This window comes from Methylomonas subterranea, assembly GCF_024505185.1.
GTDB classification, from domain to species: Bacteria; Pseudomonadota; Gammaproteobacteria; order Methylococcales; family Methylomonadaceae; genus Methylomonas; species Methylomonas subterranea.
The window spans coordinates 67,315-91,443 of the sequence record NZ_JANIBJ010000012.1; the positions used below are offsets into that span (position 1 = coordinate 67,315).

At 54.3% G+C, this 24,129-nt stretch carries 27 protein-coding genes and 1 other RNA gene; 16 read left to right on the forward strand and 12 right to left on the reverse strand.

Annotated elements, in window-relative coordinates:
- Positions 1 to 6: 6 nt before the first annotated feature.
- Entirely contained in the window at positions 7 to 513 is a 507-nt protein-coding gene (locus NP590_RS08125) for a hypothetical protein (protein ID WP_256601826.1), read from the reverse strand.
- A gap of 105 nt (positions 514 to 618) precedes the next feature.
- Complete coding sequence (gene nth / locus NP590_RS08130; RefSeq protein ID WP_256601827.1) at positions 619 to 1,251, reverse strand: endonuclease III; 633 nt, start codon at positions 1,249 to 1,251, stop codon at positions 619 to 621.
- A gap of 181 nt (positions 1,252 to 1,432) precedes the next feature.
- Here nth and NP590_RS08135 point away from each other — a divergent pair, with 181 nt between their 5' ends.
- From NP590_RS08135 to rimK, 6 genes are all read left to right on the forward strand, one after another.
- Entirely contained in the window at positions 1,433 to 1,900 is a 468-nt protein-coding gene (locus NP590_RS08135; protein WP_256601828.1) for a CBS domain-containing protein, read from the forward strand.
- A 60-nt stretch (positions 1,901 to 1,960) separates the two neighbouring features.
- Positions 1,961 to 2,311, forward strand: an RNA gene (gene rnpB / locus NP590_RS08140) — RNase P RNA component class A.
- 30 nt (positions 2,312 to 2,341) lie between these two features.
- Positions 2,342 to 2,965 (forward strand): methylthioribulose 1-phosphate dehydratase, encoded by a 624-nt coding sequence (locus tag NP590_RS08145; protein WP_256601829.1) that lies wholly within the window; start codon positions 2,342 to 2,344, stop codon positions 2,963 to 2,965.
- Positions 2,962 to 3,519 (forward strand): 1,2-dihydroxy-3-keto-5-methylthiopentene dioxygenase, encoded by a 558-nt coding sequence (locus tag NP590_RS08150; protein ID WP_256601830.1) that lies wholly within the window; start codon positions 2,962 to 2,964, stop codon positions 3,517 to 3,519. Before NP590_RS08145 ends, NP590_RS08150 begins: the two co-directional genes overlap by 4 nt.
- Positions 3,516 to 4,190 (forward strand): acireductone synthase, encoded by a 675-nt coding sequence (gene mtnC, locus NP590_RS08155; protein WP_256601831.1) that lies wholly within the window; start codon positions 3,516 to 3,518, stop codon positions 4,188 to 4,190. The genes NP590_RS08150 and mtnC overlap by 4 nt, the downstream gene beginning before the upstream one ends.
- 17 nt (positions 4,191 to 4,207) lie before the next feature.
- The gene (gene rimK / locus NP590_RS08160; protein ID WP_256601832.1) at positions 4,208 to 5,092 is read left to right on the forward strand and encodes a 30S ribosomal protein S6--L-glutamate ligase; all 885 of its coding nucleotides are present in this window, start codon (positions 4,208 to 4,210) and stop codon (positions 5,090 to 5,092) included.
- Between the two features lie 50 nt (positions 5,093 to 5,142).
- Here rimK and NP590_RS08165 read toward each other — a convergent pair whose 3' ends face one another.
- From NP590_RS08165 to NP590_RS08175, 3 genes are read right to left on the reverse strand one after another with little or no spacing between them, the layout of a single operon-like run.
- Positions 5,143 to 5,553, reverse strand: coding sequence for an ExbD/TolR family protein (locus NP590_RS08165; protein ID WP_256601833.1), 411 nt, complete (start codon positions 5,551 to 5,553; stop codon positions 5,143 to 5,145).
- Between the two features lie 5 nt (positions 5,554 to 5,558).
- The gene (locus tag NP590_RS08170; protein ID WP_256601834.1) at positions 5,559 to 6,230 is read right to left on the reverse strand and encodes a MotA/TolQ/ExbB proton channel family protein; all 672 of its coding nucleotides are present in this window, start codon (positions 6,228 to 6,230) and stop codon (positions 5,559 to 5,561) included.
- Between the two features lie 23 nt (positions 6,231 to 6,253).
- Positions 6,254 to 6,940, reverse strand: coding sequence for an energy transducer TonB (locus tag NP590_RS08175; RefSeq protein WP_256601835.1), 687 nt, complete (start codon positions 6,938 to 6,940; stop codon positions 6,254 to 6,256).
- Between the two features lie 312 nt (positions 6,941 to 7,252).
- On the opposite strand from NP590_RS08175, the gene NP590_RS08180 reads away from it, so the two are divergent.
- Positions 7,253 to 9,139 (forward strand): potassium transporter Kup, encoded by a 1,887-nt coding sequence (locus NP590_RS08180; RefSeq protein ID WP_256601836.1) that lies wholly within the window; start codon positions 7,253 to 7,255, stop codon positions 9,137 to 9,139.
- Between the two features lie 31 nt (positions 9,140 to 9,170).
- Here the strand turns inward: NP590_RS08180 and NP590_RS08185 are convergent, their stop codons facing one another.
- Complete coding sequence (locus NP590_RS08185; RefSeq protein ID WP_256601837.1) at positions 9,171 to 9,680, reverse strand: hypothetical protein; 510 nt, start codon at positions 9,678 to 9,680, stop codon at positions 9,171 to 9,173.
- A gap of 73 nt (positions 9,681 to 9,753) precedes the next feature.
- A complete protein-coding gene (locus NP590_RS08190; protein WP_256601838.1) occupies positions 9,754 to 10,635 on the reverse strand; it encodes a fumarylacetoacetate hydrolase family protein in 882 nt (293 codons plus the stop codon).
- A gap of 146 nt (positions 10,636 to 10,781) precedes the next feature.
- On the opposite strand from NP590_RS08190, the gene trpE reads away from it, so the two are divergent.
- The 9 genes from trpE (at position 10,782) to NP590_RS08230 (ending at position 19,904) form a co-directional block, all read left to right on the forward strand.
- Positions 10,782 to 12,263 (forward strand): anthranilate synthase component I, encoded by a 1,482-nt coding sequence (gene trpE, locus NP590_RS08195; protein WP_256601839.1) that lies wholly within the window; start codon positions 10,782 to 10,784, stop codon positions 12,261 to 12,263.
- Positions 12,260 to 12,850: an anthranilate synthase component II gene (locus NP590_RS08200; protein WP_256601840.1), complete on the forward strand. Its 591-nt coding sequence runs from the start codon at positions 12,260 to 12,262 to the stop codon at positions 12,848 to 12,850. Before trpE ends, NP590_RS08200 begins: the two co-directional genes overlap by 4 nt.
- Positions 12,847 to 12,963, forward strand: coding sequence for a DUF4160 domain-containing protein (locus NP590_RS20585; RefSeq protein ID WP_371927277.1), 117 nt, complete (start codon positions 12,847 to 12,849; stop codon positions 12,961 to 12,963). The genes NP590_RS08200 and NP590_RS20585 overlap by 4 nt, the downstream gene beginning before the upstream one ends.
- Positions 12,964 to 13,145: 182 nt before the next feature.
- Positions 13,146 to 13,310 (forward strand): DUF2442 domain-containing protein, encoded by a 165-nt coding sequence (locus NP590_RS08205; protein WP_256601841.1) that lies wholly within the window; start codon positions 13,146 to 13,148, stop codon positions 13,308 to 13,310.
- Positions 13,311 to 13,560: 250 nt separating this feature from the next.
- Positions 13,561 to 14,010 carry a nucleoside deaminase gene (locus NP590_RS08210; protein WP_256601842.1) on the forward strand — a complete coding sequence of 150 codons (450 nt, stop codon included), beginning with the start codon at positions 13,561 to 13,563 and terminating at the stop codon, positions 14,008 to 14,010.
- Positions 14,011 to 14,084: 74 nt separating this feature from the next.
- A complete protein-coding gene (locus tag NP590_RS08215) occupies positions 14,085 to 15,326 on the forward strand; it encodes a TIGR03862 family flavoprotein (protein ID WP_256601843.1) in 1,242 nt (413 codons plus the stop codon).
- Positions 15,327 to 15,450: 124 nt separating this feature from the next.
- Positions 15,451 to 17,481: a TonB-dependent receptor plug domain-containing protein gene (locus NP590_RS08220; protein ID WP_256601844.1), complete on the forward strand. Its 2,031-nt coding sequence runs from the start codon at positions 15,451 to 15,453 to the stop codon at positions 17,479 to 17,481.
- Between the two features lie 9 nt (positions 17,482 to 17,490).
- Entirely contained in the window at positions 17,491 to 18,009 is a 519-nt protein-coding gene (locus tag NP590_RS08225; RefSeq protein ID WP_256601845.1) for a YfiR family protein, read from the forward strand.
- Positions 18,006 to 19,904 (forward strand): ATP-binding protein, encoded by a 1,899-nt coding sequence (locus NP590_RS08230; protein WP_256601846.1) that lies wholly within the window; start codon positions 18,006 to 18,008, stop codon positions 19,902 to 19,904. The genes NP590_RS08225 and NP590_RS08230 overlap by 4 nt, the downstream gene beginning before the upstream one ends.
- A 6-nt stretch (positions 19,905 to 19,910) precedes the next feature.
- On the opposite strand, the gene NP590_RS08235 is transcribed toward NP590_RS08230, so the two are convergent.
- The 5 genes from NP590_RS08235 to tatB form a co-directional block, all read right to left on the reverse strand.
- Positions 19,911 to 20,549 (reverse strand): SPOR domain-containing protein, encoded by a 639-nt coding sequence (locus NP590_RS08235; protein ID WP_256601848.1) that lies wholly within the window; start codon positions 20,547 to 20,549, stop codon positions 19,911 to 19,913.
- Complete coding sequence (gene argS, locus NP590_RS08240) at positions 20,549 to 22,309, reverse strand: arginine--tRNA ligase (RefSeq protein WP_256601849.1); 1,761 nt, start codon at positions 22,307 to 22,309, stop codon at positions 20,549 to 20,551. Before argS ends, NP590_RS08235 begins: the two co-directional genes overlap by 1 nt.
- Before the next feature lie 93 nt (positions 22,310 to 22,402).
- Positions 22,403 to 23,080, reverse strand: coding sequence for a YggS family pyridoxal phosphate-dependent enzyme (locus NP590_RS08245; RefSeq protein WP_256601850.1), 678 nt, complete (start codon positions 23,078 to 23,080; stop codon positions 22,403 to 22,405).
- Positions 23,081 to 23,083: 3 nt separating this feature from the next.
- Complete coding sequence (tatC, locus tag NP590_RS08250) at positions 23,084 to 23,827, reverse strand: twin-arginine translocase subunit TatC (protein ID WP_256601851.1); 744 nt, start codon at positions 23,825 to 23,827, stop codon at positions 23,084 to 23,086.
- On the reverse strand, positions 23,811 to 24,128 hold the full coding sequence (tatB, locus tag NP590_RS08255; protein ID WP_256601852.1) for a Sec-independent protein translocase protein TatB: 318 nt from the start codon (positions 24,126 to 24,128) through the stop codon (positions 23,811 to 23,813). The genes tatC and tatB overlap by 17 nt, the downstream gene beginning before the upstream one ends.
- Position 24,129: the final 1 nt, after the last annotated feature.

Below are 24,129 nucleotides of genomic sequence, written 5' to 3' on the forward strand. Positions count from 1 at the left end.
AGCCGATTACTCGCCGGCGGCTTTATCGGCATCCACCTTGGAACCGCAACTGCCTTCGCCACCCTTCATCATGGCGCCGCAACTACCTTCCTCGGCTTTTTCGGCGCCGGCTTCGTCACCATGTTTCATGCCGCCCATGCCACCGCCCATCATGCCGCAAGCGCCTTCCTTGCCCTTCATCATCTCACCGCACATGCCTTCCATGCCTTTTTTCATTTTGCCGCCCTGCATCATGCCGCCGCACATGCCTTCGCCGCAGGAGCCTTCGGCTTTTTTGACCTCGGGTTGGGCTTTTTTACCTTCGGCTTTGCTGATTTTGTTACCGTTGGCATCGGCGACATTGCCGCCGCAAGCACCGTGGCCGGTTTTGTTGGAAGCCTCGGCCACCATGTAGCCGCTGGCTAATTCGTTGACGGCGAACGGATTGGCTTCGGCTTGCGCATTGACCGCAAAACCCGACATCACGGCGGTACCCATAGCCAGGGTCAATGGAGTCTTGGTGAATTTTTTCATGATATATCCTCTGTCAAGATTAATTATTATGGGCTTCAGCCGACGGGCCGAGCAAATGCGACCAAGGCTTGGTCCCTAAGTTCAGTCTAACGCATTGTAAACGCTCTACCGGGTTTTTTCCTTAAACCCGCATAAATCGGCGATGCAGCAGTCCGGACAGCGGGGCTTTCTCGCCACGCAAACGTAGCGGCCATGCAAGATCAGCAAGTGGTGGGCATCTTTTTTGTGCCGCGGCGGAACGCTTTTATCCAGTTTTTTTTCCACCTCCAGCACGGTTTTGCCGGGCGCCAGACCGGTGCGGTTGGCGACCCGGAAAATGTGGGTATCGACGGCGATGGTCGGCAGGCCGAAGGCGGTATTCAAGATCACATTGGCGGTCTTGCGCCCCACCCCGGCCAGGGCCTCCAGCGCTTCGCGGCTTTGCGGCACCTGTCCATCATGATGCTGTATCAATGCCTCGCAGAGCTTGATGATATTGGTGGCCTTGCTGTTGAACAGCCCTATGGTCTTGATATATTCCTTCAAGCCGTCTTCGCCCAAGGCCAGAATAGCCTGCGGAGTATTGGCGACCGGGAATAATTTAGCCGTGGCCTTGTTGACGCCCTTGTCGGTGGCTTGAGCGGATAAAACCACCGCAATCAATAATTCGAATGGACTGCCGTAATTGAGTTCGGTGGTGGGATCGGGTATGGCGGCGGCAAGGCGATCGAATATCGCCAGTCGGGTTTGTTTGTTCATGTTCAAATAATCACGGAATATGGGCTGGGTGGCATTATACTCATCACCATTCGAAATCCGGTTTCAGACTTGTCTATAACCAAATGATTTATTTATGATATCGCTATAATCGATCTTCCCGCTTGAAATACCGCCCCGGACACAAGGGGCACGGCATAATTTTATTAACCAGGAGTACCGCATGCGCGTCGCCGAGCTGATGACCAGCAAAGTTTTTACCGTGGAACCCCACGATTTGATCGATCGGGTGTTCTTTTTGATTCATTACGAAAAAATCCGTCATCTGCCGGTGGTGGAAAAGGGCAAATTGGTCGGCATCGTCTCCGACCGCGATTTGTATAAAGCCCTGGGACCCAAAAGCAACTCCAACGCGGTGGAATCCAATAAGGACAACACCCAGCTGCATGTGGTCTCGCAAAAAGTCGCGCACATCATGCATCGGGGCGTTTATACCGTTACCGCCGACACGCCGGCCTCCGAAGCGGCAGCCATGATGGCCGAGCACCGCATTGGCGCCCTGCCGGTGGTGGACGGCGCCAAATTGATCGGCATTTTGTCCGCCACCGACATTCTCCGGGTGTTTTCCAAACTGGAAAAGGCTCGCGAAGCACGCGAAAATCACATCGCCGAAGGTCAAACCAAAGGCTGAAACCGAACCTGGCTTGATTGCGCCACCCTTTCGGCTTGGAAGTTCTGTATAATTCGCGCCAGAGTTGGCCGAGCAGCCGCCGTTTCATGCAAATGGAAGGGAGGAAAGTCCGGGCTCCATAGGGCAGGGTGCCAGGTAATGCCTGGGGGGCGCGAGCCTACGGAAAGTGCCGCAGAAAATATACCGCCTGGTTCTTTGTGAACCCGGTAAGGGTGAAATGGTGCGGTAAGAGCGCACCGCGCGCCTGGTAACAGGCGTGGCAGGGAAAACCCCACCCGGAGCAAGATCAAATAGAGGAACATACGCGTGGCCCGCGCGGTTCCTGGGTAGATTGCTTGAGCGCTTGGGTGACCAAGCGCCTAGATGAATGGCTGTTCTCGACAGAACCCGGCTTACAGGCCAACTCTTTCTCTTCTCTTTTGCAATTCGCAAAGCCTTCCCATGAACTTAAAAACCGACGAATTTTTCAGCAAGGCCGACGATTTGATCGCCGCCGGGCGCTTCATCGACAGCAAGGGCTGGGTACCCGCCACCAGCGGCAATTTCTCGGCTCGGCTTGCCGACGGCAATATCGCCATCACGGTATCCGGCCGGCATAAAGGCCAATTGCAGCGCGACGACATCATGTTGATAGACCCGAACGGCCAATCGCTGGACGGACAAAAACCTTCCGCGGAAACCTTGCTGCACACGTCGCTTTACCGGCGTTATCCCGACGTTCAAGCGGTCTTGCACCCCCATTCGATCAACGCCACCTTGGCGGCCCGGCTGTTCGAAGCCGAAATCGTCCTGGAAGATTACGAACTTCTAAAGGCGCTGGCCGGTATCGACACCCACGAAACCCGCATCAGCATCCCGATTTTCGCCAACGATCAGGATATTCCGCGTCTGGCGGCGCGAGTGGACCAGTTTCTGGACCAACACAAAGACACACATGCCTATATCATTGCCGGCCACGGTTTTTACACCTGGGGCGGCTCGGTAGCCGAAACCCTGCGCCATCTCGAGGCGCTGGAATTTTTATTCGATTGTGAAATACGTCTGCACGGAGTGAAACAACCATGAGCGCATTAACTATCTACCCGGCCGATCAACCGCAACACGGCACCACTTACCGAGATTTCGACACTATCGCCGGCCAACTCGACGGCATCGGCGTGCAATTCGAGCGCTGGGAAGCCGGCAGCGAATTCATTTCCGAAGTCGAAGTGCTGACAGTCATGGACGCCTATCAGCAACATATCGACCGCCTCACCGAACAATACGGTTTCAAATCGGTGAATGTGGTCAGTTTGAAAGCCGACCACCCGGAAAAACAGGCCATGCGGCAAAAATTCCTGTCCGAACACACCCACGACGACTTCGAAGTACGGTTTTTCGTGGAGGGGCGAGGCTTGTTTTATTTGCATCGGGACGACAAGGTTTACGCCATTCTGTGCGAGCAAGGCGATTTGATCAGCGTGCCGGCCCATATCAAACACTGGTTCGACATGGGCGAAAATCCGGATTTCAAATGCATCCGGCTGTTCACCACCGAGGACGGCTGGATTGCCAACTTTACCGGCGACCCGATTGCGGAGAGTTTCCCCACCTTCGAACAGTATCTGGCGGGTTTATGACCCGAGCCGTCGTCACCGATATCGAAGGCACCACGTCGTCCTTGTCGTTCGTGAAGGACGTGCTGTTTCCCTATGCCCGCGCCCATCTGCCGGATTTTGTCCGGCAACATAGCCTGGAACCGGAAGTTAAAGCATTGCTGGACGATGCGCGGCAAATCAGCGGCGCGGATTTGGACGACGAACAATTGATCGCTCAATTCATAGCCTGGATAGACCGCGACCAAAAAATCACCCCACTCAAGTCCCTGCAAGGCCTGATCTGGCAAGACGGTTACCGGCAAGGCGCTTTCAAGGGCCACATATACCCCGACGCCGCCGAACGTTTAAAGGACTGGCATGCCCGGGGTCATGCGCTGTATGTGTATTCTTCCGGTTCGGTATATGCGCAAAAATTGTTATTCGGCCACAGCGAATACGGCGACTTGACCCCGCTGTTTTCCGGCTATTTCGACACCCATATCGGCGGCAAGCGGCAGGCGGCGTCCTATTCGGCGATTGCCAGGCAAATAGGCTTGCCCGCCGCCGATATCCTGTTTTTATCCGATATCGAGGCCGAGCTGGATGCGGCCCGCGCGGCCGGATTCGATACCTGCTGGCTGGTGCGAGACCGGGCTGTCGATAGCCGCGCCGCCCATCGCCAAGTGAACGATTTTACCGCCATCCTCTTGTAAACCTTAAGCGATTTGCCATGAAAATCGCCATCCTGTCCCGCGACTCCACGCTGTATTCCAGCGTGCGCCTGATGGAAGCCGCCACCGCCCGCGGCCACGAGGCCCGAGTGCTGGACCCCACCCATTGCTATATGAACATCACCTCGATGAAGCCCTCGATACATTATCAGGGCGAAAACCTGCTGGGCTACGATGCGGTGATTCCGCGTATCGGCGCCTCGATTACCTTTTACGGTACGGCGGTGCTGCGACAATTCGAAGTGATGAACACCTTTTGCCTGAACAACTCGGCCGCCATCAGCCGTTCCCGCGACAAAATGGCTTCCAGCCAGTTGTTGGCCCGCAAAGGCATCGATCTGCCTATTACGGCCTTTGCCCATAACCCGGACAATATCGAGGACTTGATCGCCGAAGTCGGCGGCGCGCCGCTGGTGATCAAACTGGTGGAAGGATCGCAGGGCATAGGCGTAGTGCTGGCGGAAACCGACAATGCCGCCCGCAGCGTGATTCAGGCCTTCATGGGCCTGAATGCCAACATCATGGTGCAAGAATTCGTCCGGGAAGCCGGAGGCAGCGATATCCGCTGTTTCGTTATAGGCGATAAGGTGGTGGCGGCCATCAAGCGTCAGGGCCGCGAAGGCGAGTTTCGTTCCAATTTGCATCGCGGAGGCAGTGCCGTGTTGGCGCGACTGACGCCGCAGGAACGGTCTACAGCGGTACGGGCCGCAAAAATCATGGGCTTGAATGTCTGCGGAGTGGATTTATTGCGCTCGAATCGCGGACCGTTGGTGATGGAGGTCAATTCCTCGCCCGGTCTGGAAGGCATCGAAAAAGCCTCGGGCAAGGACATTGCCGGTCTGATGATAGAATATATCGAAAAAAATCTGCCGGCACGAAAATAAGCCGGCGGGTCCGGGCTTTTCGGTCCCGGATGCGCCGATCTTCAGTGCGCTTATTTTTCCACCGTTACGAATGCCAGCTTGGCAATACCGGCATGCTGCACGGCCGCCATGACTTCCGCGACTTTGCCGTAGTTTACCGCTTCATCCGCGTATACATGCACGGTCAATTCAGGATTTGCCGCCAATTCGTTTTGCAAGAGGGTTTCCAGGGCCGGTAAGTCGGCGATGGGCTCTTTGTTGAGGGTGACGCCGCCTTGAGCGTCGATACCGAGTTGCATGGGCTGTTTCTCGGTATCCGGGGTGGTGGAAGCGGTTTTGGGCAGCGCCACGTGCACCGATTGGGTGAGCAAGGGCGCGGTGACCAACAAAATAATCACCAGCACCAACATCACGTCCACCAGCGGCGTGACGTTAATCTCGCTAACGGCTTCGTCGTCGTCGGAATTTGTTTTAAATCCCATCGCGTTTACTCCTTTTCTTGCGTTGATTTCTCGCCAAAGGCGATATGTAAAAAACCGTCTACAAAATGCTCTAGGGATGCCCGATGATGTTTGGCGCGACGCAGGAAAAAGTTATAGGCCAATACCGCCGGTACCGCTACCGCAATACCGATGGCCGTGGCAATCAACGCGTCGCCTATGGGGCCCGCCACCACGTCCAGACTGGCGGAACCGCTGGCGCTGATGTCGTGCATGGCATTCATGATACCCATAACGGTACCGAACAGGCCCACAAACGGCGCGGTACTGCCGATACTGGCCAACATGGTCAAGCCGCTTTCCATGCGCCGTTGTTCATCCTGAGTCTGTTTACGCAGTGCCTGCTCCAGCAAATCCGGCGGCGCGCCGCGAAATTTCAGGCTGGCGGCGGCCACCGGGTCGTTCAATTCCGCCAACCAGGCAAATCCGCATTTGGCAATGCGAGCCTTGGGGCCCCGGCTTTGTTCTTCCGGTAATTCTTCCGCCGCCCGCAAATCCTTGGCATTCCAAAAGGCGTAACCATAGCGCTTGTTGTAATAGTTATTTTTAGCGAATTGCCAAACCTTGAAAAATATCAAAGTCCACGTTATCAGTGAAAACACCAGCAGCGTGTACAAAGTGCCATCGATGATGAAGGCGGTTTCAACATGAAAAGGCATTAAAGTCTCCTGAAATTGTAGTTTTAATTGCGCAATTTGAAATCGATCGGCACGATCACCGAACTGGCTACCGGCGTGTCGCCGCGCTTGGCGGGAATGAAGCGCCACTTTTTGACGGCCTCAACGGCGGATTCATCCAATATTTCGTGACCGCTGGATTGTTCCACCGTAACGGCATCGCTCAAACCTTCCGCGGAAACCTTGACCCGTAGCAGGACCTTACCCTGCCAGGCGCGGCTACGGGCAATGGCCGGATATTCCGGCTTGGGATTGTGAGCATAATTGGCGCGAAAATTCGCTTCCGTAAATGCGGGCGCTTCCTTGGTTGCTGCCGCTTCGCTGGTGCTGGCCGCCGTTGAACTAGTGTTGGCGGTCGGCTGGCTATCCCGCGGCGCCGGCGTAGTGGGCTCAAAGGGCGCGAAATCAGGCGCTTCCTGCACCACCGGTGGCGGTTTTTTCACGACAGGCTTCGGCTTCGGGGGTTGTTTTGGGGGCGGTGTTGGTTTCGGCGGCGGAGGCGGCGCCGGTTTCGGCGGTTCAACCGCCGGCTTGGGAGCCGACATTGCGATCATGCTGACTTCCATCACCAAAGGTTCCGCTTGAGTGATTTCCTGCTCCGGCTTCATCAGTACCGTCAGCAACCATATGTGTATCAGCAACACCAAGGTCATGAACAGCAACAACATATCCCGTGGACGCTCTTCGCCCATTAAAACCGCCCAAATGCGCTTCCCTGAAAATGTTATGTCCATACCTACGCTTAAATCACCAGACAAAGCTTTATCGTGGTTCTGCAAAGCACCCTCGTTGCTTTAAAAATGAAAAATAATACAGTTTGAAAAAAACCGATTAAAAAATGCTTGGCATTGTAAGGTAAAAGCGGCTTTGCCGTCAGACTGATTTAGCCGCCATTTACCGCGTTTTGTGTCGCGCATATGCCCGTCAATTGAAATTCATGTCGCGTTAAAAATCACAAACTGTGGCATAATTTCAACAGTCATCTCGTTTCCCGCAGATACCCTATGCCCGCAAAACCTCCGGCGTCGCCCAAGCAACCCATCTCTTATCTTGCCTATTGCGCCATTGGCGTTGTATTTGCGGATATCGGCACCAGTCCTTTATATGCTTTAAAAGAAATCTTTCACGGCGGCTTGCCGGCCGATACCGACCACGTGCTGGGCGTTCTGTCGTTGATTTTTTGGGCCTTGGCGCTGATAGTCGCCACCAAATACACAACCTTTATCATGCGCGCCGACAACAAGGGCGAAGGCGGCATCATCGCTTTAATGGCGCTGGCATTGCAAGGTTCCAAAAGTCAGCCACGCCGCAAGCATCTCATAGTTTTGCTGGGCTTGCTGGGCGCATCGCTGTTTTACGGCGACAGCATCATTACTCCCGCGATTTCGGTGTTAAGCGCCATCGAAGGCATCAAGGTCGTGGCGCCGCGTTTCGAAAATCTGGTGATGCCGTTTTCCTTGATAGTGCTGAGCGCACTGTTCATCCTGCAAACCAAGGGCAATCGCCAACTCAGCCAATTTTTCCCGCCCATTATGGCCGTCTGGTTTGCCGTGCTGGCTTTGCTAGGCATATTGAATATCATCGAATACCCAGAGGTATTGATGGCTATCAACCCCTCATACGCTTTCACGCTGCTGGGTGAATTGGGCTGGCAAGGCTTTGTCATCATGGGCGGGGTGGTATTGGTAATAACGGGAGCCGAAACATTGTATGCCGACATGGGCAGCTTCGGTTTAAAACCGATACGTCTGGCCTGGTTTGGTTACGTGTTTCCCGCCTTGCTATTGAATTATTTCGGTCAGGGCGCGTTGTTGCTGAACAGTCCGTCCGCGTTGCTCAATCCCTTTTATCTGATGGCACCCGAATGGTCTCTGTATCCGATGATTGCCCTGGCAACCTTGGCCACCTGCATTACCTCGCAAGCCGTTATCTCCGGCACCTTCTCGGTAACGCGCCAAGCCATCAAACTGGGCTATTGCCCGCGCATGGATATTCAACATGTCGCGCAAAAGGGTTTGGGACAATTCTATATGCCTACCGTCAACTGGTTGTTGATGGCTTCGGTGCTTTTGCTGGTAATCAGCTTTAAAAGCGCCTCCGCGCTGGCATCCGCGTACGGGATTGCCGTCACGGGCACCATGATAGTCGACACCATCCTGGCCTTTTTGGTCTTCCAGGCCTTGCCTCAACGAAACAAAATAATCAACATCGGCTTTATCTGCCTGTTTTTACTGATCGACTTGCTGTTCCTGACGTCTAACAGCCTGAAAATTCAAACCGGCGGCTGGCTGCCGCTGGCGGTTGCCAGCCTGCTTTTCGTTGTCATGACCACCTGGGTCAGAGGCAAGGAAATGCTGGCAAGGTATTTGGAAGAACGGCGGGTTTTATTCGAGGAATTACAAGAACAAATCAAATCCCGTCCGTTGGCGACAGTGCCCGGCACCGCGATTTACATGGCCCGCAGTCTGCATGGCGTGCCTCAGGTGTTATTGCATAACCTGGAGCATAATCATGTCATGCATGCAAAAATAGTGGTATTGACCATCGTCACCAAGGAAGAACCCTATGTCGATGAAGCCCATAGGGTCAAAATCCGTTGTTTTGGCGATAAAAGCAATTTCTTCCGGGTGAAATTGTACTTCGGTTTTCAGGAAGAACAGGACGTCAGAAGGGCATTACAACTGTGCTGCCATGAAGGCCTGGAGATCGATCAAAAAACCGTCTCGTTCTTCATCGGTAGCGAGCGCCTGGCTTTCCGACGCCATAACCCGATGCCGACTTGGCAAAGGTCGCTGTTTCGCTATTTAACCCACAACAGCGCCAGCCCGATTGCGTTTTTCAAAATCCCCGTGGACCGGGTGATCGAACTGGGTATTCGGGTCGAACTTTAATCCCGAACGGAGATTCAACGTCGCCTTATCCTCAACGGCCGCCTTCGCGATGATTATTCCGCCGACCTGAATCTGCTTCCCTTCTAGCGCCGAAATCGCCCGAGCGATCACCGCCGCCTTCCATTCTCAATCGGCCACTTCCCGGCTGTTGCTGCATTCTTTGTCTAAAGCCGTCACGATCGCCGCTAATATTGGGCACCGACCACCGGCCCGGGCCGGGTCCGCGCATGTCCGCAATATTACGCTCCACCCTCGGCCTGTTTTGACTGTTTCTGTTCCAATCATGCCGATTGTTACCCCAATCCCGATCATGGTGTCGCGGGCCGTGATCGTGGCGCGGCGGGCTGTATCGGTAGGAATAGCTCGGTACTACGGTTTGTTGGCGATAATACACCGCGCCAGGATAAGTGGAGTAAGTATGCACATCGTAGCCTGAACTGTAGCTGCTGCCGTAGCCGGCATATCCTCGGTGATAGGACGGATAGGCGCAACCGGTCAGAACCAATATGCTCAACAGAGCGAATATGACTAAGCTTTTCACGATGACCTCTTGGTAGGCAAACTACCTTCTATTTGGGTTGAGCATAGCTTGCCGAACATCGCTTAATATCCACTTAACGCGGGTTATCCGCCAAAAATTCATTCGGCTCGGCAATCACCGGGTTAATCAATGCTCCGATGCCCTCGATTTCAATCCGCACGGACTGGCCGGCTTTTAAATAACCGCGCGGTTTCATTTTGACACCCACGCCGGCGGGCGTACCGGTACTGATCACATCGCCCGGCTCCAGCGTCATGGCCTGAGTCAGATAGGCGATCATTTCGTAACAATTGAACAGCATTTCTCCGGTATTGGCGTTTTGCCGCAACTCATCGTCCACCCAGGTTTTCAAAGTCAAGTTGTGCGGGTCGGCAATTTCGTCCGCCGTCACCAGCCAGGGCCCCATAGGCCCATGGGTATCGAACGACTTGCCCAATGTCCAGGTCGGCGTGCGCTGCTGCCAGTCGCGCACAGTCACATCATTGCAAATGGTGAAGCCGGCAATCACTTCATGGGCTTTATCGACCGACACATGCCGGCAACGCTTGCCGATTACAAAACCCAACTCGCCCTCGTAATCGACTTTTTCCGATACCTTGGGGCAATGTATGGCGGCGCCATGGCCGATAACGCAACTGGCTTGCTTGGTAAAAAAAGTTGGGTATTCCGGTTTATCCCGGCCGGTTTCGCTGATGTGGTCGGCGTAATTCAAACCGATACCCAGGAATTTGCCCGGCCTGGGAATGGGGGCCAAAAGCTGAATATCCGTCAAATTGATCAGATGCCGACCGGATGCAATCAATTCCCGCATCGCCGCCAAGCCGCTCGCACCGGAGGCCAAAAAGTCCGGCATGCTGTCGGCATGCGGAATGTGGCCAGTAGCAAGCACCACGCTTTCGCCGACTACGGCACCGATTTGTCTCTGTCCGTTATGAATGCATGTCACCAGTTTCATTGCCCCTATCCTGTTCCGCAAAAGCGGTGATTTTATAACGAAGCTGAAATGAACGAAAAAAGATATAATCCAGGCAGTTTTTAGCAGCTTCTATACAGCAAGTCGGCTATTTGCCTACTCTCCGGACAGTTACCCAACATAACAGCATGACACCCGCGCAATTTTCCGAATACGCCCAACAAGGCTACAACCGCATCCCCGTCTGCCGCGAAGTGCTGGCCGACCTGGATACGCCGCTCAGCGCTTATTTAAAGCTGGCGGACGGCCCTTATTCCTATTTATTCGAATCGGTGCACGGCGGCGAGCAATGGGGACGTTATTCCATCATCGGCCTGCCTTGCAAAACCCGGGTCAAAATCAGCGGATTCAATATCACGCTGGAAAATGAAGGCGTAACGGAAAGTTTCGAGCACTCTCAACCGCTGGCATGGATAGAAGAGTTTCGGCAACACTACAATGTGCCGGACGTGCCCGGATTACCGCGTTTCAACGGCGGCTTGGTCGGCTATTTCGGCTACGAAACCATAAGCTATATCGAACCCAAGCTGCAAAACAGCGGCAAGCCCGATCCGATCGGCACGCCGGACATTCTGCTGATGGTGTCGCAGGACTTGCTGGTATTCGACAATCTGTCCGGCAAGATGTTGTTGCTGACCCATGCCGACCCCGCCCAGGACAACGCTTACCACAATGCCAAGGCCAGACTGGACCGATTGGTGGCGAAACTGCGCGAGCCGCACGCTCACCCGCATCCGCATGCATCGGTCAAACATGTGCACGAAAACGACTTCGTCTCCGGCTTTACCCAGCAGGGTTTCGAGCAGGCGGTGCGCCGGGCCAAGCAATACATCACCGACGGCGATTGCATGCAGGTGGTGCTATCGCAGCGCATGTCGATTCCATTCGGCGCCGCGCCGCTGGATTTATACCGGGCCTTGCGCTGCCTGAATCCTTCGCCCTACATGTATTACCTGAATCTGGAAGACTTCCACATCGTCGGTTCCTCGCCGGAGATTCTCGCGCGGCTGGAAGACGACGAAATTACAGTTCGCCCTATCGCCGGCACCCGCCGCCGCGGCGAAACCCACGAACAGGACTTGGAACTGGAGAAGGAGTTGCTGGCCGATCCCAAGGAAATCGCCGAGCATCTGATGCTGATCGACCTGGGCCGCAACGATACCGGCCGGGTTGCCAAAATCGGTAGCGTCAAGCTCACCGACAAGATGATCGTCGAACGTTACTCGCATGTGATGCATATTGTCTCCAACGTCACCGGCCAATTGCAGGACGACAAAAACGCTTTCGACGTGCTGGCGGCCACCTTTCCGGCCGGCACGGTCAGCGGCGCGCCCAAGATTCGGGCCATGGAAATCATAAACGAACTTGAGCCGGTCAAGCGCGGCATTTATTCCGGCGCCGTGGGCTATATCTCGTGGTCCGGCAACCTGGACACCGCAATCGCGATCCGCACCGCCGTCATCAAGGATCAAACCCTGCACATTCAGGCCGGTGCCGGCATCGTCTACGATTCGATACCGCTTAACGAATGGGAAGAAACAATGAACAAGGGCCGGGCGGTGTTCCGCGCCGTCAGCATGGCCGAAGCCGGCCTCGGAGGCAAAGCATGAGCGGCGTCAGACTGGTGATGGTCGACAACTACGATTCCTTCACCTACAACCTGGTGCAATATTTCGGCGAACTCGGCGCCGAGGTGGTGGTGGTTCGCAACGACGAAGTCACGGTGGAAGATATAGCAGAACTGCGGCCGGACAAAATCGTCATCTCGCCCGGCCCCTGCACACCGAAGGAAGCCGGTATTTCGGTCGAAACCATACGCCGCTATGCCGGCAAGTACCCGATTCTGGGCGTCTGCCTCGGCCATCAGAGCATAGGCTACACCTTCGGCGGCCACATCATCCACGCCAAGCAGATCATGCACGGCAAGGTATCGCCGGTTTATCACAAAGATATCGGCGTTTTTAAGGGTCTGAGCAACCCGTTCACCGCCACCCGCTATCATTCGCTGGTCATTGAGCAGTCTAGCTTGCCGGACTGCCTGGAAGTGACCGCCTGGACCCGGGACGAGCAAGGCAACATCGACGAAATCATGGGCGTGCGTCATAAAACCCTGGATATAGAAGGCGTGCAATTCCACCCCGAGTCGATTTTGACCGAGCATGGGCACGACATGTTGCGGAATTTTTTGCAGCGATGAGCCCAACGGTATTTAAGGAAGCAGGTTATCGCTTCTTTTTCTTCTCCAGAGAAGAGCTCCGGATGCATGTGCATATCGTTTCCGAAGATGGAGAAGCCAAATTCTGGCTGTAACCGGAAATTGAACTGGCAAAAAATTATCGCTATTCCAGAAAGTAGTTGAAAGAAATCGAATCTTTAGTGGAGCAACATTACGATGAACTCGTTAGCGCTTGGCAACAACACTTTTCCGGTTGAAGTGACGCACATTTCCAGCCACGGTGTCCTGGCTGCTAACCCAAACCGACGAATTGTTCATGTCTTATGACGATTTTCCGTGGTTTAAAAGCCAAGCGGTCAACGCCATTCTTCATGTTGAAGAGCCGTCACCGAATCATTTTTATTGGCCGAAAATCGATATTGATTTGACCTTAGAAATGATCAAACATCCAGAGCGGTTCCCGCTGCAAACTAAACAATAAACATCCTAACCATGGAGGAATTATTCTCGATTATTTGGGGGATAATGCATTGGCGATTCGTATTGACTGTTTTACTCTCCTTTGGCATAGCACTTTTTCTTTCGAGCATGATTGAGTCATTCACTGCCGGATATTGCGTAAGTTTGGTTGGCATTGGTTTTCTCGGCGGTATTTATAGGCAAGGAAAAGCCTGATTTTCGACAGCCTCGATGAATCGCAATGGAATCGAAGCTAATTCCGGAGAAACAAAATGAACTACGAAAACCTGTTGGCGATAGCCTATCAAGAAGCTCTGGCCGGATTCGACGAAGGCGGCGTGCCGGTCGGCGCGGCCTTGTTCGACGCCGACGGCAATTTGCTGGGCCGCGGCCGCAACCGCCGCGTTCAGGATAACGACCCCTCCGTGCACGGCGAAACCGACGCCTTCCGCAAGGCCGGCCGCCAAACCGATTACCGCGACAAGATTCTGGTGACTACCCTGGCGCCCTGCTGGTACTGCTCGGGCCTGATCCGCCAGTTCAACATCGGCACCGTGGTGGTGGGCGAGTCGGCCAATTTCCCCGGCCACCTGGATTGGCTACGCGAGGCCGGCGTCAAGGTCGTCGAACTGCGCGACGAAAACTGCACGGCGTTGATGAGGCGCTTTATCGAACAGTCACCGCACATCTGGTTCGAAGACATAGGCGAGTGCCGACACTGATGCTTACGCCCCCACGTCGAACGCCGACGGTTCAGTCGTCGTTGGCATCCCGATAACAATAAGTTACCGGCAATATGAGTATTTCCGACAAACCTGTAGTCATTATAGGCGCGGGTCCGGCCGGACTGATGGCCGCCGAAATTTTGCTTTCCGCCGGTGTTAAAGTCGATGTTTACGACGCCATGCCGTCGGCCGGGCGCAAATTTTTGATGGCCGGCAAGGGCGGCATGAATATCAGCCACGCCGAGCCGCTAGATCTTTTTTTGTCCCGCTACGGCCGGCATCGTGGCGACCTGGAGCCGATAGTGCGTAATTTCTGCCCGGAAGCGCTACGCGACTGGGTAAAAGGCTTGGGCCTGGATACCTTCGTCGGCAGTTCCGGCCGGATTTTTCCCAGCGACATGAAGGCAGCGCCCTTGCTGCGCGCCTGGTTGCATAGGCTGCGCGAAGCCGGCGCGCGCTTTCACATGCGCCACCGCTGGCAAGGCTGGTCGGACGATAAGCGGCTCAAGTTCGCCAACCCCGGCGGCGAACTGCTTGTCGCGGCCGACGCGGCCATTCTGGCCCTGGGCGGCGGCAGCTGGCCGCAACTGGGTTCCGACGGTTCGTGGCAAGCCTTGTTGGCGCAACGCGGTATCGAGGTTGCGCCCTTGCGGCCGGCCAATTGCGGATTTGAGGTGGCCTGGAGCGAATATTTTCGGGAGCGTTTCGCCGGCCAACCGTTAAAGTCTGTACGCTTGGAGTTTGCCGATGCTGGCGGCGCAAGCTTCAGCCAAACAGGCGATCTGATGCTGACCGCCCAAGGCCTGGAAGGCGGCCTGATTTACGCCTGTTCGGCAATGCTGCGGGACGAAATCAAACATCGCGGCTTTGCCCGTATTTTTATCGATCTTTGCCCCGATAGGGATATTCGCAATATTGCCTTCCGGTTATCGCAACCGCGCGGCAAGGCCACCCTGGCCAACCATCTGCGCAAGCGGCTGAATTTGGATGGCGCCAAAACGGCGCTGTTGCGCGAAGTGCTGTGCGCGACCGACATGCAAAATCCGGACATACTGGCCGGCAGCCTGAAGCACTTGCCTGTCACGCTGTCCGCCGCCCGCCCGTTGGCGGAAGCCATCAGCAGCGCCGGAGGCGTCTGCTTTAGCGCATTGGACTCTCATTTGATGCTGCGCCATTTACCTGGCCTGTTCTGCGCCGGCGAAATGCTGGATTGGGAAGCCCCCACCGGCGGCTATTTGCTGACCGCCTGTCTGGCAAGCGGGCGGGCGGCCGGCTTGGGCGCCCGGCGATGGCTGGAGCACAATCGAGCATGATGGCTTTAACCCTAACGGAAATTTTGCATAACGCTTGCAAGCATGTACTTTATGCCCGCGTATACTGCTACCCTTGTTTGTATCATTTTCAGTCCGGGTTACCCGCCATTTCCGAGCGTTAGCTATGTTTTCATCACCCAAACGCTATGCCGCCATTTTTATTCTGCTACTGCGAACACTCTCCCCGCCAGCGCTGGCTAATGAACACACATTCAACGACATCGAATCAACCAACGATTTACTCCCCCTGAGTTGGGAGGAATTAACCGAGCTGGATGTCTCCAGCTTATCCCGCCAGACTCAATCCGTTAAAGACAGCCCCGCGGCGGCGTTTGTGATTACCTCGGAAGACATTCGCCGCTCCGGCGTCACCAGCCTGCCCGAACTGCTGCGCATGGTGCCCGGCATGAACGTGGCGAAAATCAACGCCTGGAATTGGGCGGTCAGCGCGCGCGGCTTCAACGATTTGTACGCCAATAAACTGCAAGTCATGATAGACGGCCGCAGCATTTACGATCCATTGGTCAGCGGGGTGTATTGGGGCCAGCAGAACCCCGCCTTGCCGGATATAGAGCGTATCGAAGTGCTGCGCGGCCCCAGCGGCAGTTTATGGGGCGCCAACGCGGTAAACGGTACCATCAACATCATCACCCGCTCGGCCAAGGATACTCAGGGCGGCCTGTTGTACGGCGGCGGCGGATCGGAAGAACAGGGCTTCGGCGGTATCCGTTACGGCGGCAAGCTGTCCGATTCGACCTTCCTGCGCGGTACCGCGAATGGCATTTATCGCGATGCCAGCATTGATTGGTCGGGTAATTTGGACACCCACGATTACGGCAACGCACAGAACGGTAATTTTCGCCTGGACAGCCAATTGAGCCAACACGATCAGTTCATGCTGGAAGGCAATGTTTCCCGTTATCGGCTGCAAGGTTATTTCATCGGAGTGACCTCGCCCACTCCGCCATTATGGCGGCAGGACGACTTCGGCCGGGACGGCTTTACCGGCAGCCTGCAGGGCAACTGGAAACACCACACCGACAGCGGCCACCATTCCGATTTGACCCTGTCGTTTACCCAAACCGACTGGCTATTGGCCGTGAGTGAAATGAATCGCTCGCATTTTGTGGTGGACTTTCAGCACAGCCTGCCCGATTACCACGAGCATCAGTTGATGTGGGGCCTGAATTATCAACTCATCACCGATAAGTTCGATAATTCGTTGACCTTGGGCTTTGAACCCGATCAATTCACCCAACACAATATAGGCCTGTTTTTACAGGATCAAATCGCGCTCGGCGATGATTTGATCCTCACCCTGGGCAACCGGGTCGAACACTTTACCTATACCGGCTGGGAAACCGAGCCCAATGCACGCTTGATGTGGACGCCCAACAAACAGCACAGTCTGTGGGCCGCCGTTTCCCGCGCGGTAGTCTTGCCCAATCGGGCGCAACACAGCATTCGGGTATTTAAGCCGCTGCTGCCGGACAGCAATACTTTTTTTGAAGCCACGGCCAACCGCCAAATGCTGACGGAAAATCTGCTGGCTTTCGAATCCGGCTGGCGCTGGCAAGTCAATCGCAATCTGGATATCGATACCGCGTTGTTTTACAACATCTACGATAGGATGCAGGGAACCAAGTTTGTCGGCGGCAGAGCGGATCCCGTTTTCGGGAATATTCTGGAAGCCACGGTCGGCAACTATCGGCAGGTCAAAAGTTACGGCCTGGAAACCTCGCTGAGTTACCGTGTCAGTCAGGACTGGCGCCTGCAGGCCTCCTATAGCGCCAATCAATTTCAGGTCAATTACGACACGGACGCCGCCTGGTTTCGCGATCCCAAAACCGAACCGCATTCAAATCCCGGGCACACTTTGTCCTTACGTTCCCTGGTCAATCTGACCAACGAGATCGAGCTGGATCTCTGGGGCCGTTACGTTGACAAAATAATTGTGGATACCAACCGAAAAATTCCCGCCTATTTCACCATGGATGTTCGCTTGGGCTGGCATCCGCACAAGGATCTGGAATTATCCCTCAGCGGCCAAAACCTGTTGGATAACCATCATCCGGAATTCAGCGATATTTTGTACATTCCCGTCGCCAGTCAAATTCAACGCGCTTACTTGGCGCAAGTCTCCTGGCGTTTTTGAGACATCCGGATGTTTAGGGTTTTTCTGCAAACGCTGCTGGTCTGTTACTGGCTTTGCGCCGTTTCGGTTTGCCATGCCGAGGATGACCAGACCGTCAACCGCGAATACCAGCTGAAGACCGCCTATCTGTTTCATTTTGCCGAACTGGCGGAATGGCCCGAAGCTACGCATGTCGTGATTTGCCTTCAGGGCAACCATCCAATTCGCTCATATCTGCCGGTGTTGAATGGTCAGCACATTAACAACAAAGCCGTGCTGGTCAAATTCGACATCCCCATTGCCATAGCGGAATGCCAGATTTTATTTTTCAGCGACCTGGATGCGCTCTCCAATACCGTGCTCGAGCAAGCGCAAAAATTTCACGTGCTATTGGTCAGCGACGTGGAGAACTTTGCCCAAACAGGTGGCATGATTCAATTTACCCTGCGTGATAACAAGCTAAAACTGGTCGTGAACCTGAGCGCCGTAAAACTGGCCGGCTTGAAACTGAGTTCTAAATTGTTGCGAATGGCGGAAATATTGGAATGAATACCCACAGTCAACCCCGCGTATCTATCTCGCGTAAACTGGCCAAAGTGCTTTTTATCATGGCCGCGTTAACCTTGCTGGTGGCGACGCTTAGCCTTTCGATACGCGAATACAATGCCCTGCGAGACAGGATGGGGAAAAAATTGACCCTGACGGCCGACATGTTGGGACAAAATTGTAGCGTGGCTTTATTGTTTGATGATGAAAAGACCGCCAAGGAGATCCTGGGGGCATTGGCACACGATCCGGATATCACGGACGCGGTAATTCAAACCCGCACCAATGCTGCGTTTGTCGGTTATTCGAAACCCACATCCAGCTTGCGGGGGTACTGGCCCGATGTTATCCCCAAAACCCAGCAGATCAGCCGACCGATTTTTCACAACAATGAAAACTTGGTCGGCCAAATTACCCTGACGGCGGATCTAAATCGCCATTATCTGGCCTTGCTGCGCAACACGGCCATTAACGCCAGCATCGTACTCATCGCACTCGGTATTGCCGGCTTGTTTGTAATTCGGCTACAGCGTTCCTTATTGCGACCCATTCTGCTGCTGGCCGACACCGCACACAAGATTGCCGAACACAACGATTACAGTCTGCGTTCCCGCTATACCGGCAACGATGAGATCAGCGACCTGTCCGATGCCTTTAACAGCATGTTGACGCAAATACAGCAAAACGAAGCCAATCTGGAACAAGAGGTGCTGAACCGCACTCAGGAGCTCGAAATGGCCAAACTGGAAGCGGAATCCGCCAATCAAGCCAAGGGGGCGTTTTTAGCCAATATGAGCCACGAAATCCGCACGCCGATGAACGCCATCGTCGGATTGGTGGAACTGTGTCTGAACAGCCAATTGACCGCCAAACAACGGGAATATTTACAACGTGTCGAAACAGCTTCCCGGTCCCTGATGAGCATTATCGACGACATATTGGACTTTTCCAAAATGGAAGCCGGCAAAATGCAGTTGGAGCATATCCCGTTTTTGCTGGAGGAAATGCTGGAACAAGTGTTTGCCACCATGACCCAGTTGGCGACCCGCAAGGGTCTGGCGCTCAATTATACCCATGCCGACCAATATCATGCGGTGATCGGCGACCCGCAACGCTTAAGACAGGTGTTGATCAACCTGATAGGCAATGCGATCAAATTTACCGAGCGGGGGGAAGTTATGGTTTCGGTAACCGAACTAAGCCGCAACAGCGAACAGATATGTCTGGAGTTTCGGGTCAGCGACACAGGTATCGGCATCAGTCCGGAACAGCAACAAAACCTGTTTCAGGCTTTTTCTCAAGCCGACAACAGCGTAACTCGCGGATATGGCGGTACCGGACTGGGGCTGGCCATTTCCAGGCAGTTGGTCGAGCAAATGGGCGGCAAAATCCGCCTGAAGAGCCGGCAAGGCAGCGGCTCCTGCTTCATTTTTACCGTCATGTTGGGGGTAACGGAACTGCCGATTCCCGAACAGATTCACGCCAATCCGCTGGACAACATGGCATTTCAAAATTTGCGCGGTACGCGAATACTGTTGGTCGAGGACAATGAAATCAACCGCATCGTCGCCAAGGAACTGTTGGAAAAACTGGGCATCGTGGTCGATTTGGCCGAACACGGCGCCGAAGCCCTGGGTAAACTGGAATCGAACAACTATGACTGCGTATTGATGGATGTACAGATGCCCGTGATGGACGGCTATCAGGCAACACGGATCCTGAAGGAAATCGTAAGTTTTAAAAATCTGCCGGTGATTGCAATGACCGCCAGCGCCATGCGTGAAGACCGTCAAAAATGCTTGCAAGCCGGCATGGTGGATTTCATCAGCAAACCCATATTGCCGCTTGCGCTGTATCAAATATTATCGAAATGGGTCAAACCCAGCCGGTTTTGCTGAGCGTTTTCATTTGCCTTGTTCGGTAACGATCACGCCGATACCGTTTTTTTGCAGTAATTCCTTGATGGTGGAGACGCTGGACGGGTTATCGTAAGGGCCGATTTTAATCCTGTGCCAAATGACGCTTCCGACTTTGGCTTTTTCCACCCATGACTCAATGCCCAGCAAGGCCAGTTTGGCTTTATGCCGCTCCGCGTCGGCAGCCTCTCTGAAAGAACCGGCCTGCATGACGTATTTTGTCTGCTTGGTTTTACCCACCAGTTCTTCGCGGACCCGGGTTTTAATTTCGTAATCCGGCACCACCGTTTCGGCTTGCGGCAAAATGGTGTAAAAATCGTAGCGCGGCTCTTCCGCTTGTACCGGTTCCGGCTCGGCCTGTTTTTCCGCTTCAACGGGCGGCGTTTTTGTTTGCGGCGGCTGAATGATCTGCTTGACCGTTGTTGCGGGCTGGCCGGTTTCCGCTTCCGGCTTACCGGCCATCAGTTCGGCCACCATGCCGCGCACCATGTTCAAAAACACCACGAACGCCACAATCAGCGCGACCACCAGCAACCAACGCCACCAAGGGGTCGTCGGTTTCCGGTTACGTCCGCGGCTGGAAGCGTAACCGGGATTCTGGACGCGGTGTTTATAGTCTCTGGCCATTACATCGATTCAGGGGTATGGATTTTCAGCAAGTTCAAGGCATTAGCCAAGACTTGTTTGACCGCGCAAATCAAATTCAAGCGCGCGTTGCAAAGTTTTTCGTCATCTACCAGGAACTGGTGGGCATTGTAATAAGAGTGGAATTGATTGGCCAATTCCCGCAGATATTGGATCAATTGATGCGGCTCGTATTGCAGCGCGGCTTTCTCCAACACTTCGGGGTATTTGGACAACGTGGTCAGCAAGGCGGTTTCCTGCTCCGCAGTCAACAGATGCAGATGCTCCATACCCAAATGCAGGTTGCGTTCGCGGCCCTTTTCATCCAATTGCCGTAACACGCTGCAGACTCTGGCATGGGCATATTGCACATAATAAACCGGGTTTTCGTTGCTTCTGGAGGTGGCCAGTTTCAAATCGAAATCCATGTGCTGCTCGGATTTGCGCATCACATAAAAGAACCGGCAGGCATCCCGGCCGACTTCGTTGCGCAATTGCCGCAAGGTGACGAATTCGCCGGAACGGGTGGACATCTGCACTTTCTCGCTACCGCGATACAACACGGCGAACTGCACCAACAGCACTTTCAACCTGGATTCGTCGGCCCCCAGTGCCCGCATGGCGGCCTTGACGCGCGGAATGTAGCCGTGATGATCAGCGCCCCAAATATTGACGATTTGGTCGAAACCGCGATCCAGTTTGTTCATATGATAGGCAATATCGGAGGCGAAATAGGTGCTTTGGCCGTTGTCACGCACCACCACCCGGTCTTTTTCGTCACCCAAGCGGTTGGAGGCAAACCAGGTGGCGCCGTCCTTTTCATACAGATAACCCGCAGCATCCAGGCGTTGCAATGCTTGCCGGATGGAACCATCCTCCATCAGCAGACGTTCGGAGAACCAATGTTGGTAACTGACACCGAACTCCCGCAAGTCGTCCTTGATGTCCGCCAGAATTTCATTCAGGCCGGCCTGGAACACATCCTGGTATTGCGCCGGGCCCAACAGGGTTTTGGCCCGCTCGATCAAGGCATCGATATGCTTTTCCTTATCGCCGCCTTGGTGTTCGTCGGCGGGTATATCCTCCAGCACCAGTTCGACCGGGCGGCGATAATCGTTGCCGGATTTTTTATGCAGGTTAAAAGCGATTTCACGCACATATTCGCCGCGATAACCATTGGAGGGAAAGGGCAGTACTTCACCGCATACTTCCAGATAACGCAGCCAGACGCTGGTGGCCAGGATGTCCATTTGCCGGCCGGCATCGTTAACATAATATTCGCGTTCCACCTCGAAACCCGCCGCTTGCAACAGATCGGCCACCGCCGAACCGTAAGCCGCGCCGCGGCCATGTCCGACATGCAACGGGCCTGTCGGATTGGCGGAGACGAATTCCACCTGCACTTTCTTACCGGCACCGATGCTACTCAAACCGAATTCGGAGCCGGCATCGTGGATTTGTTTGACAATTTGAAACTGGCTATCGGGATTGATAAAAAAATTGATGAAGCCGGGCCCGGCGATTTCGACCTTGACGATCAGATCGTCGGCGGGAATTTCGGCCACGATTTTTTCCGCCAATTGACGGGGATTGGTTTTGGCGGGCTTGGCCAACAGCATGGCCAGATTGGTGGCGAAATCGCCATGTTGACTATCGCGGGCGCGCTCCAAAACGATTTGCGCGCCCAAGTCGGGATCAAGAATACCTTGCGTTTTCAGGGCTGTCACAGCTTGTTGCAATAGGTATTCGAGCTTATGTTTCATTATCGGGATAAAAAGTGGATAAAAAATGCGCTTTATTATCTATCAAAACCCCCTCAATAGCTACCGGACCGGCCGCCAGCCACGCCCGCATGGCTAATGCCGCTCGCCAAACAAGGCCGTGCCTATCCTGACCATGGTGGAGCCTTCCATGATGGCGGCCTTTAAATCGCCACTCATGCCGAAGGAAAAACTGTCCAGTTCGGGCCGATTCAACTCCCGCACGGCTTGATATAAGCAGCGGTAAGGCTGACGTTGCTTGGAGTAGCTGGCCTCGGGCTCGGGGATCGCCATTACGCCGCGCAGACGCAGGCGCGGCAAACGGCTCACCGCTTCGATCAGTTGAGGAAGCTCGGCAAGATCCACGCCGGACTTGCTGGCCTCTTCGCTGATATTGACTTGCAGGCAAATATTTAGCGGCGGCAACTGCGCGGGCCGTTGTTCGCTGAGGCGTTGAGCTACTTTTAGCCTATCCACGCTATGCACCCAGTCGAAATGACAGGCAATCGGCTTGGTTTTATTGGACTGAATCGGGCCTATGAAATGCCAGGTAATATTAAAGGCCGCCAATTGCCGCTGCTTTTGCAAGGCCTCCTGCAAATAGTTTTCCGCGAAATGCCGTTGCCCCAATCGGTACAGCTCAGCAATATCCCCGGCCGGCTTGGTTTTGCTTACCGCCAGCAATTGCACGCAACCCTTCGGCCTCCCGGCAATGCCGACGGCATGCCGAATTTGGCTGCGCACTAACTGCAGACGCTCCGCGAAATTATCCATTGCTCAACGTTCGCGCCGTCTACCGGCAAAAAAACGCGAAAACAATAAGCCCGATTCGAACAACAGCCACATCGGTACCGCCAACAGCGTTTGCGACAGTGCATCCGGCGGGGTCAGAAACATGGCCACTACAAACACCCCCACAATCACATAAGGGCGTTTTTCGGCCAGACTTTCCGGCGTGGTGATACCGGTCCACACCAAAACGATGGTGAAAATCGGAATTTCAAACGATACGCCGAAGGCAAAAAATAACGCCAATATAAAATCCAGATAGGTGGCGATATCGGTCATCACCGCCACCCCGGCCGGGGCCGCGGCGGTTAAATAGCCGAACACCAGCGGAAATACCACGAAATAGGCGAATGCCGCGCCGGCGTAAAATAACAGTGTGCTGGCCAATAACAACGGCAAAACCATCAGTTTTTCGTGACGATAAAGACCCGGAGCGATAAAGCCCCAAAATTGAAACAATATATACGGCACGCTGGCAAACACCGCCACCACAAAAGCCAGCTTGATCGGGGTGAAAAACGGCGAGGCCACATCGATGGCTATCATGGTGCTGTTTTCCGGCATATGCTGCAACAAGGGTTCGGCCAGATATTGGTATATCTCATTGGCATACATGGCCGTACCGATAAATACCAATAAAACGCACAGCACCACGCGCAACAAGCGGTCGCGCAACTCAACCAAATGGCTTATAAAAGGCTGCTCGCCCAGTTTCTCAGGCTGATTGGTCATTATTTTGGCTGGATTCGTCCAAGGTTTTGATATTGTTGTCGATATCGCCCAGCGCGATTTCGGTTTCGCTAGCGATTTGCCGCAATTCTTCCGTAATGGATTGTTGCTGGTTCAACAACTGCCGCATTTCCTCGGCATGCAGTTCCTGCTTGATTTCGGCCTTGACGTTGGCGACGGCGGTGCGGGTTTTACCCAACCAATAACCGGCTATGCGCGCCGCTTTCGGCAAGCGTTCCGGACCTATCACCAACAGGGCAATCAGACCAACCATCATCAGTTCAGAAAAACCGACATCGAACATG